This window comes from Curtobacterium sp. GC_Cur_3 (genome assembly GCF_026544205.1).
Classification (GTDB): domain Bacteria; phylum Actinomycetota; class Actinomycetes; order Actinomycetales; family Microbacteriaceae; genus Curtobacterium.
Map to the genome: position 1 here is coordinate 19,706 of NZ_JALNUI010000036.1, position 7,918 is coordinate 27,623.

General features: G+C 71.7%; 8 protein-coding genes. 2 read left to right on the forward strand and 6 right to left on the reverse strand.

The genetic code is table 11. From position 1 onward, the window contains the following. Window positions 1-13: 13 nt before the first annotated feature. The 6 genes from OXR63_RS15890 to OXR63_RS15915 form a co-directional block, all read right to left on the reverse strand. Window positions 14-1,567: a GntP family permease gene (locus tag OXR63_RS15890; protein ID WP_267424812.1), complete on the reverse strand. Its 1,554-nt coding sequence runs from the start codon at window positions 1,565-1,567 to the stop codon at window positions 14-16. A 149-nt stretch (window positions 1,568-1,716) separates the two neighbouring features. Further along, the gene (locus OXR63_RS15895; protein WP_267424814.1) at window positions 1,717-2,328 is read right to left on the reverse strand and encodes a GNAT family N-acetyltransferase; all 612 of its coding nucleotides are present in this window, start codon (window positions 2,326-2,328) and stop codon (window positions 1,717-1,719) included. A 57-nt stretch (window positions 2,329-2,385) separates the two neighbouring features. Beyond that, a complete protein-coding gene (locus OXR63_RS15900; RefSeq protein WP_267424816.1) occupies window positions 2,386-3,072 on the reverse strand; it encodes a uracil-DNA glycosylase in 687 nt (228 codons plus the stop codon). A gap of 6 nt (window positions 3,073-3,078) precedes the next feature. Continuing rightward, window positions 3,079-3,792, reverse strand: coding sequence for a Type 1 glutamine amidotransferase-like domain-containing protein (locus OXR63_RS15905; protein WP_267424818.1), 714 nt, complete (start codon window positions 3,790-3,792; stop codon window positions 3,079-3,081). Continuing rightward, complete coding sequence (locus OXR63_RS15910; RefSeq protein WP_267424820.1) at window positions 3,789-4,319, reverse strand: phosphoribosyltransferase; 531 nt, start codon at window positions 4,317-4,319, stop codon at window positions 3,789-3,791. Before OXR63_RS15910 ends, OXR63_RS15905 begins: the two co-directional genes overlap by 4 nt. 61 nt (window positions 4,320-4,380) lie before the next feature. Continuing rightward, window positions 4,381-5,154: an SDR family oxidoreductase gene (locus OXR63_RS15915; RefSeq protein WP_267424823.1), complete on the reverse strand. Its 774-nt coding sequence runs from the start codon at window positions 5,152-5,154 to the stop codon at window positions 4,381-4,383. Window positions 5,155-5,258: 104 nt separating this feature from the next. On the opposite strand from OXR63_RS15915, the gene OXR63_RS15920 reads away from it, so the two are divergent. Then, on the forward strand, window positions 5,259-6,350 hold the full coding sequence (locus OXR63_RS15920) for an acyltransferase family protein (protein ID WP_267424826.1): 1,092 nt from the start codon (window positions 5,259-5,261) through the stop codon (window positions 6,348-6,350). A gap of 249 nt (window positions 6,351-6,599) precedes the next feature. Further along, a partial coding sequence (locus OXR63_RS15925; RefSeq protein ID WP_267424829.1) for a bifunctional o-acetylhomoserine/o-acetylserine sulfhydrylase occupies window positions 6,600-7,918 on the forward strand: 1,319 nt, incomplete at its 3' end.

Sequence of the window (7,918 nt, forward strand, 5' to 3'; positions counted from 1 at the left end):
GCCCCGACCGGTCTCAGTGGATGAACACCCCGGCGAGCAGCACCCCGAGCAGCCCGAACACCGAGATCAGGCACTCCAGCACGGTCCACGTCTTGAAGGTCTGCCCCACGGTGGTGTTGAAGTAGCTCTTCACCAGCCAGAACCCGGCGTCGTTCACGTGCGACAGGAACACCGACCCGGCGCCGATCGCGAGCACCAGGAGCGACACCACCGGCGAGGACAGGTCGTGCGCGATCGGCGCCATGATCCCGGCGGCCGTGACCGTGGCGACCGTGGCCGAGCCCGTCGCGACCCGGACCAGCGCCGACACCACCCAGGCGACCAGCAGCACCGAGATGCCCGAGTCCTTGACGGCATCGGCGATCACGCCACCGATGCCCGTGTCGATGAGCACCTGCTTGAACCCACCACCGGCGCCGACGATGAGCAGCACGCCCGCGACCGGCGGCAGCGCACTCTCGAGCGACTTCGACACCGCCGAGCGGTCCATGCCCCCGCCGATCGCGAAGAACACCATCGCGTACACGGCGGCGATGCCGATCGCGATCATCGGCGTCCCGAGGAAGTCGAGCACGCCGACCCAGGTGCCGGCGGCGTCGGGCGAGGTGGCCTCACGGATCGCCTGCGCGAGCATGAGGACGACCGGCAGCAGGATCCCGACGAGTGCCACGGCGAAGGACGGGCTGCGCGGCTCGCTGATGACCCGCGTGAAGTCGCTCTTGCCGTTCGGCAGTGACGCGGTGTCCTGGGTGGCACGACCGCGGCGGGCCTGACGCCCCTCGTGAGCCGGATCGGACGAAACCGAACCGCCACCGGCGCCAGCACCAGCGTCAGCCCCACCCCGCGAACCGAACAGCTCCGGCGCGGGCACGTCCACCCACCGCGCGGCGAACCCGGCGAACAGCGGCCCGGCCAGGATCACGACGGGGATCGCCAACACGATGCCGAACGCCAGCGTCGTCCCGAGGTTCGCCCCGACCGTCGAGATCGCGACGAGCGGCCCCGGGTGCGGCGGCACGAACGCGTGCATGGTCGACAGTCCGGCGAGGGCCGGGACGGCGATGCGCATCACCGGCACGTCGCTGCGCCGGGCGACGAGCACGATGATCGGGATGAGGAGCACCAGACCGACCTCGAAGAACATCGGCAGGCCGATCAGCGCCCCGATGAGCGCCATCGTCCACGGCAGCGCGGCCTTCGACGACCGCCGCACCAGGGTGTCGACGACGCGGTCGGCAGCGCCGGAGTCGACGAGCAGCTTGCCGAACATCGACCCGAGCCCGACCAGGATGCCGACGCTCGTCATGGTGTCGCCGAACCCGGTGCCGAAGCTCGTGACCGCCTTGTCGGGTGCGAGCCCCGCGCCGATCCCCACCCCGAGCGCACCGATCGTCAGCGCGATGAACGGGTGCACCTTCAGCCAGGTGATCAGCGCGATGATGACCACCACGCCGACCAGGGCCGCGATCACCAACTGCGGGACGGGACCCGCTGGGTCGACCGTCGGCGTCCCGGCCGCGAGCACGATGCCCCCACCGGGCCCGCTCGTGTTCATCAGATGCGACATCGGTGCCCCTTCCTCGGACCGCTGCTCCGCGGTCCCGCTCCGTCGTTCGTCCTGCCATGCAACCAGCACCAGCCAGCCACAGCCACCAGCAGCAGCGACCCGGACGACCCAGCAGCGAGCCTCCCGGCCCGCAGCGGCCCGAAGCGGCCCTACCCCCGCGTCGCCCCCCGGCGCGTCCGCGGCCCACGCAACCGCAGGCTCATCGTCACCGTGCCGAGCCACCGGTCGTACTTGTAGCCCACCTTGCCCATCCGGCCGACCTCCTGGAACCCGAGCCGCTGGTGCAGTCGGATCGAGGCGTCCGCGGACCGGTCCGCGATCACGGCCACGACCTCCCGGACGCCCGCGGACCGGCACTCGTCGAGCAGCGCCTCCATGAGCGCGCGCCCGAGCCCCTTGCCACCGGACGCCGGCCCGAGGTAGATCGAGTTCTCCACGACGCGGTTCGACCGGTCACGCGGGTTCCACGGGTCGACCAGCGCGTAGCCGAGGAGCTGCCCGGACGGGTTCACGGCCACCAGGAACGGCAGCCCCCGCCGACGGATCTGGTCGTAGCGCTGCTTCCAGGCCGCGAACGAGAGCACGGCGCCGTCGAAGGTCACCGAGGAGTTCCGCACGTAGTGCGCGTGGACCTCGCGGATGTCCGGCAGGTCCGTCGGCTCCGCAGCCCGGATCGACCACGCGAACGCGGTCTCCGTCGGCGCGGGCGCACGGAGATGCCGCGGCAACACCCGCCGCTGGCGGTATTCCTCCTCGAGCACGCTCCGAGCCTACGGGTCACCCCCGGCTGGTGGTCACGGCGACGGCCGGGAGGCTCGTCAGGACCGGGCGGGCAGCGTCCAGTCGACGGGGTCGGCACCCTGGGCGACGAGCAACTCGTTCACCTGCGAGAAGGGTCGGCTGCCGAAGAACCCGCGCGAGGCGCTCAGCGGGCTGGGGTGCGCCGACGCGACGACCGGGGTGTCCCCGAGGAAGGGCTTCACGGACCCGGCCTGCGCGCCCCAGAGCACCGCGACGAGGGGACGGTCCCGTTCGACGAGCGCCCGGACGGCCTGTTCGGTGACCCGCTCCCAGCCCTTGCCGCGGTGGCTGCCCGCATCGCCCGCGGTGACCGTGAGGACGCGGTTGAGCAGCATCACGCCCCGCTCGGACCACGGGCGCAGGTCGCCGTGCTGCGGGGGCGTCACACCGAGGTCGTCGTGCAGCTCGCGGTAGATGTTCGCCAGGCTCCTCGGCACCGGACGCACGCCGGGGTCGACCGCGAAGGACAGCCCGATCGGGTGACCGGGCGTCGGGTACGGGTCCTGCCCGATGACGAGCACCTTGACGGCGTCGAACGGGTACTCGAAGGCCCGGAGCACCGCCGCACCCGCGGGCAGGTACGGCCGCCCGGCGGTGGTCTCCTCGCGGAGCCACGCCCCGAGCCGGTGCACGTCCTGCTCCACGGGAGCGAGCGCCTCGGCCCACCCGGGGTCGACGAGGTCCGCGAGCGGCCGTGGCTGCACGGGTGGCTACGCGCCCATTGTGGCGACGGAGACTGAGTCGTCGCCGCTGACCACGCGCCACACGCTGCCGGCACCGCGGACCTCGAGGGCGCCCTCGCCGACGACGAGCACGGTGTCCTCGTCGATGGCGAGCCCCGCGGTGACGAACTCGGCCTCGGCGCTGGCGATGAGGCGGCTGATCGTGCCGGCCTGCACCGCGTGCACGTCGATGGTCAGGTCCACGAGTCCGAGGCCCTCGCGGAGCTCCACCTCGTCGAGGCCCTCGGAGGCGTCCTCTCGGCAGACCTCGACGCCACCGACGCGCCAGCCGCCGACCAGGGCACGGTCGGCCGCGATCATCGCGCCCGCCGAGTAGCCGAGGTAGGGCAGGCCGTCGGAGACGAGCAGCCGGATCTGGTCGACGAGCGGGAACACGGCGTCGAGGTAGTCCGGTGTGCGGCCGCCACCGACGACGAGGGCGTCGATGTCGCTGAGCACGGAGGTGTCGAACGGCTGCCCCGGCTGGACCTCGGTCACCAGGACCTCGGCGGCGTCGCCGAGGACGGACGCGATGTCGGCGGTCGAGGACGGCGATGCCCCCGACTCGTCGGCGACGGAGAGCAGCCCGATGCGCGGAGCGCTCCGGCCGACGGCAGCGGAGCGGGCCGTGGCCTCGGCGAGGAAGGGTGCGGCGGCGTCCGACGCGGCGAGGAGCCCGCCCCCGACCAGGTGGATGCTCACGACTCGGCCGTCACGGGTGCGAGGGCGCTCCAGGGGAAGGTGATCCAGCCGTCGACCCGACGCCACACGTGGTCGGGTTCGAGCACGGTGCCGGGCTTGGAGTACAGGCACGCGCTCCGGACGTCGGCACCCGCCGAGCTGATGATGTCCACCACGAGGGCCAGCGTGCGGCCGGAGTCGGACACGTCGTCGACGACGAGGACGCGCTTGCCGGCGAGGCTCGGGGCGTCGAGCGCGGGGGCGAGCACGACGGGCTCCTCCAGCCGCTGCTCGACGTCGGTGTAGAACTCGACGTTGATCGAGCCGCACTGCTTCGTGCCGAGCGCGTAGGCGACGGCACCGGCGACGATGAGGCCACCGCGGGCGACGGCCACGACGACCTCGGGCTCGAAGCCGTCGGACAGGACGTCCTTGGCGAGCAGCCGTGCCGCGTCACCGAACTCCAGCCACCCGAGGACCTCTGGACCGCTCGTCACGGTCACGGCACCCGACGAGGAGGGTTCGGCGGGCTCGCTGCTGATCGGCATCCGACCACGCTACCGGCAGGGACCCCGCCGCCGCGACCCGCAGTCGCAGCCCGGGCGCGTGCTAGGCCCTGGGCGACAGCGGCCCGCGTGCCAGCTTGTGCTGCGCCGACTGCGCCACCGGCCGGATCGTCACCAGGTCGAGGTTGACGTGCGCCGGCAGTTCGACCGCGTGCACGATCGCCTCGGCCACGTCGTCGGCCGACAGCGGGTCCTCGACGCCGTCGTAGACCGCCGCGGCCTTCGAGGTGTCCCCGCCGAAGCGGACCAGGGCGAACTCGTCGGTCTTCACCATGCCCGGCGCGATCTCGACCACGCGGATCGGTTCGCCGTTGAGCTCGAGGCGGAGCGCACCGAGCAGCGCGTGCTGGCCGGCCTTCGCGGCGTTGTACCCGCCGCCGTTCTCGTACGACACGAACCCGGCGGTGCTCGTCACCGTGACGACGTCCGCGCCGCCGGTCGCCGCCGCACGACGACGGAGCGACGGCAGGAGCGCCGCGGTCACGCGCTTCGTGCCGATCACGTTCACCTCGAACATCGCGCGCCAGTCCTCGACATCCGAGTCCTCGACCGTGGCGGACCCGAACGCGCCACCGGCGTTGTTCACCAGCACGTCGGCCCCACCGAGCTCCTCGACCCGGGCGGCGAGCGCCGCCACGGCGTCGGCGGAGGTGACGTCGGCCACGACCGTGTCGGCGCCGGTCTCCTCGGCGAGCGCCGCCAGCCGGTCCGCTCGACGGGCGACGGCCACGACGTCCCATCCACGCTGGCGGAACAGCCGGACGGTGGCTGCCCCGATCCCCGAGCTCGCTCCGGTGACGACGACGCGACGTGCCATGTGGTTCCTCCAGCTGGTGCCGACCACGCCGGTCGTGGCGCGGTCCGGTGGTCCCGACCACGGTACCGACCCGGCGAGGTCACGTTCCGGTACCGTGACCAGCGATGACCACGGACGCAGCGCCGCCGGCCCCAGCGGCCCCGGCCACGAACCTCGAGCCAGGGCGTGCACCGCGGCGCATCCCGATGTGGGACACCGCACGGTTCCTCGCCGTCACGCTCGTGGTGATCGGCCATGCGATCCAGCGGCAGACGCCGGCGAGCGAGCACGCCCTGGCCCTGTACACGTTCATCTACGCGTTCCACATGCCGGCGTTCGGCGTGATCAGCGGGTACTTCTCCTCCGCGGACACCCCGACGGGCAAGCGCATGCGGCGGACGATCACCGACATCGTCGTGCCGTACATCATCATGCAGACGATCTGGACCGTGGTGCAGGCGCTGGTCGAGGGCGGCAAGAAGTTCAACCCGACGCAGCCGACGTGGACGCTGTGGTTCCTGTTGGCGCTGGGGATCTTCCGGCTGATCCTGCCGTACCTCGCGCAGCTGCGGTGGCCGCTGTTCTGGGCCGTGGTGTTCAGCATCGGCGTCGGGTACTTCGACAACGTCGACTCCACGCTCTCCCTGTCGCGGGCGATCAGCCTGCTGCCGTTCTTCCTGCTCGGCTGGCAGGTGAAGCAGTGGGGCGTGTTCGACCGCTGGTACGAGGCCTCGCGGCGCACCGTCGTCCGGGTGCGCATCAGCGCCGGGGTCGTGTTCCTGGCGTGGGCGGTGTCGTGCGCGCTGTGGATCCCGCAGTTCAAGGAGTTCGACCTGCACCACTGGTTCTTCTACGACGACTCGTACTCGGGCCTCGGCGAGGACGCCTGGTGGGCCGGTGCCGTGCGGTTCGGGCTGATGCTGCTCGCGACGCTGCTGACGGCGTCGTTCCTGCTGCTCGTGCCCCGGCGGACGGTCTGGCTGACGCAGTTCGGCGCGGCGACGATGTACGTGTACCTGCTGCACACGTTCCTGCTCTACCCGATCCGGGAGTCCGGCATCCTCGCCGGGGAGCACTCGGCATGGCCGTACGTGCTCCTCATGGTCGGCATCGCCTGTGTCGTGAGCCTGTTCCTGGCGCAGCCGTTCGTCCGCCGCGGCATGCGATGGCTGCTCGAACCGAACGTGCGCTGGCTGTTCCGCAAAGACCCCCAGTGACAGCCCCGCGCAGGCGGTCGTCTTCGCTGCGCTCAGTCGGCAGCGCGCGACGTCGCGGCAGGCCGCGACCGATCCCCCGTGGTCACCGCCGGCAGACGGGCGCGCAGAACCGCCCACGCGTTACGTCACGAGACGGGTGCGCTGGTGCGGGCGCGGCCACGTCCGTACCGTGACCAGCGTCGCGACGGCGCTCCGAGCCTCCCGACCGCACCGCCGACCGACGACCAGCTGCACGGACAGGAGCACCAGATGACCGAGAACGACGCCGCGCAGTGGCGGTTCGAGACCACGCAGATCCACGCAGGCGCCCAGCCGGACCCGACCACGGGTGCCCGTGCGACGCCGATCTACAAGACGACCTCGTACGTCTTCGCGAACTCGGACGAGGCGCGTGACCTGTTCGCCCTGGCCAAGCCGGGCAACATCTACTCGCGCATCATGAACCCGACGAACGACGTCCTCGAACAGCGCATCGCGGCGCTCGAGGGCGGGACCGGCGCGCTCCTCGTGTCCAGCGGCCAGGCGGCGGAGACGTACGCGGTGCTGAACATCGCGCAGGCCGGGGACCACATCGTGTCCTCGTCCTCCATCTACGGCGGCACGTACAACCTGTTCAAGTACACGCTCGCGCGGCTCGGCATCGAGACCACGTTCGTCGAGGACCAGGACGACGCCGAGGAGTGGCGCCGCGCGGTCCGCCCGAACACGAAGCTGTTCTTCGCGGAGACCATCGGCAACCCGCGGATCAACGTCCTCGACATCCGGACGGTGGCGGACGTCGCGCACCAGGCCGGGGTGCCGCTCATCGTCGACAACACGATCGCGACGCCGTACCTGATCCGTCCGCTCGAGCACGGGGCCGACATCGTCGTGCACTCGGCGACGAAGTTCCTCGGCGGCCACGGAACCGTCATCGGCGGGCTGCTCGTCGACGGCGGCACGTTCCCGTGGTCCGAGCACCCGGAGAAGTTCCCCGAGTTCAACGCCCCCGACCCGTCGTACAACGGCGTCGTGTTCGCGCAGGCCGTCGGCAACGCGCTGGCGTACATCGTCAAGGCCCGCGTGCAGCTGCTCCGCGACCTCGGTGCGTCGAACTCCCCCGACACCGCCTTCGCGCTGCTGCAGGGCATCGAGACGCTCTCGCTGCGGATGGAACGGCACGTGTCGAACGCGCAGGAGATCGCGGAGTTCCTCGACGCGCACCCCGACGTCGCCACCGTCGCCTACGCCGGACTGCCGACCTCGCCCTGGTACGGCGCGGCCAACCGGTACGCACCGAAGGGCGTCGGCGCGGTGCTGTCGTTCGAGCTCAAGGGCGGCGTGGACGCGGGCCGAGCGCTCGTGGACACCCTGCAGCTGTTCTCGCACCTGGCGAACATCGGCGACGTCCGCTCGCTCGTGATCCACCCGGCGTCGACCACGCACTCGCAGCTCACGCCCGAGCAGCAGCTGACCACCGGGGTCACGCCGGGGCTCGTGCGCCTGTCGGTGGGGATCGAGAACGTCGAGGACCTGAAGGCCGACCTCGAGGCCGGGCTCGCCGCGGCGCGGTCCGTGGCGCAGGCGGG

Excerpts from the sequence above, each read along its gene's own strand:
- OXR63_RS15890 (WP_267424812.1), bottom strand. The coding sequence starts at position 1,567 with ATGTCGCATCTGATGAACACGAGCGGGCCCGGTGGGGGCATCGTGCTC.
- OXR63_RS15910 (WP_267424820.1), bottom strand. The coding sequence starts at position 4,319 with ATGCCGATCAGCAGCGAGCCCGCCGAACCCTCCTCGTCGGGTGCCGTG.
- OXR63_RS15915 (WP_267424823.1), bottom strand. The coding sequence starts at position 5,154 with ATGGCACGTCGCGTCGTCGTCACCGGAGCGAGCTCGGGGATCGGGGCA.
- OXR63_RS15920 (WP_267424826.1), top strand. The coding sequence starts at position 5,259 with ATGACCACGGACGCAGCGCCGCCGGCCCCAGCGGCCCCGGCCACGAAC.